General features: G+C 54.6%; 1 protein-coding gene. It reads right to left on the bottom strand.

The genetic code is table 11. The annotated features are described in order from the left end of the window. On the bottom strand, positions 1-1,377 hold the full coding sequence (locus tag YA0848_RS35515) for an IS30 family transposase (protein ID WP_184316090.1): 1,377 nt from the start codon (positions 1,375-1,377) through the stop codon (positions 1-3). Positions 1,378-1,434: the final 57 nt, after the last annotated feature.

The following is a 1,434-nucleotide window of genomic DNA, read 5'->3' as shown; positions in this document are numbered from 1 at the left end:
TCAACCGGTCGTCGCAACACTGGGTTGTTGTACAGACTTTAGATACTCATCCAGTGCTTCGGCAGGTGTTTTCCAGCCGAGTGTTTTTCGAGGTCTAGTGTTAAGTACGTGAGCTACCGCCTGTATTTCTTGGGCACTCCAACGAGAAAGGTCAGTGCCTTTCGGGAAGTATTGCCGTAGAAGGCCGTTCGTATTTTCGTTTGTGCCGCGCTGCCATGGACTATGTGGATCAGCAAAGAAAACTTTTACTCCGGACTCGATGGTAAATCGAGCGTGATCCGACAGCTCCTTTCCACGATCCCAGGTCAAAGATCGCCACAGCTCGATGGGAAGATCAGTCACCGACTTTTTCAATGCGTTGGCCATACTAACAGCCCCATAGCCAGCCAGCGCCGGGCCGTTCTTCGTGCGGGGAATTAGCCCATAACCTTTCTCGCGAGGCAGATGGACGAGCATGGTAAATCGAGTTGAGCGCTCGACCAGAGTTCCAATCGCAGAACGGTTCAGACCGATGATCAGGTCGCCCTCCCAATGCCCGGGTACAGCCCGATCTTCTACCTCAGCAGGGCGACTGGAGATCATGACGTCCTCGCTGACGTGTGCCCACACTTTGGCCTGCGCTCTGGCTCTCGGCACTCGCAATGCTCGTCCTGAGCGCAGGCAGCTCACCAGTTCGCGCTTGAGAGCTCCTCGACCCTGAATGTAGAGCGACTGATATATGGCTTCATGAGAGATGCGCATGGATTCATCATCCGGAAAATCGATCTGGAGTCGGTTGGCAATCTGTTCAGGCGACCAGCCATTGACCCATTTACGGTCACTGCGATGCGGTTTATTTCTGCCTTTGAAGGGCGCTTGCTGAGGCCCAGAAATCTCACGACCATCGGCGTCTTGAACCTTGCCCTCAAGGTGGTCGCGTACGTACTGGTGCAGTCGCGGGTTCGTGACCAGTTTCGCTGGTTTCGGCCTCTTGGCCACCAGTTCTGCCTTCCATTGCGCTACTGACGCGCGATATTCAAGCCGACCGCAACGGGTAGCAGCATTTCGTGTCAGCTCCCGTGAAATTGTCGATGGGCTTCGTCCAAGACGACGGGCGATCTCACGAACGCCAACACTTTGCGCTCGAAGCAGCCCAATCTCTTCTCGCTCAGCAAACGATAAGTATCGTCCTGATATGTGATTCGACATGAATAATGGCATCCCGCCTCGATGACGGAACCAGCGTGTACCTACCGCTGTTGATACGCCAACGGCATGTGCTGCCTTTTCGCTTGTAATGCCTGTTGCAATCTGCACCCAAAATAGCCGCTCGATCTCATTACGAAGTGAGGGTGCACCTGGAGAACGCATCGCTCCCCGCCCCGTCAATTTTTGCATCCATCCTGCGGGTCGTCCCATAAACACCTCGATCAAGGTGTTGCGACGACCGGTTGA

Origin of the sequence: Pseudomonas sp. S4_EA_1b, assembly GCF_016307435.1 — a bacterium.
Taxonomy (GTDB): Bacteria; Pseudomonadota; Gammaproteobacteria; order Pseudomonadales; family Pseudomonadaceae; genus Aquipseudomonas; species Aquipseudomonas rhodesiae.
The sequence above is the reverse complement of the archived record's forward strand: the minus strand, read 5'-3'. Positions and strand labels throughout refer to the sequence as shown.

Bases quoted from the DNA above. Each gene is read 5' to 3' on its own strand.
- YA0848_RS35515 (WP_184316090.1), bottom strand. From the start codon at position 1,377: ATGCAAAAATTGACGGGGCGGGGAGCGATGCGTTCTCCAGGTGCACCC.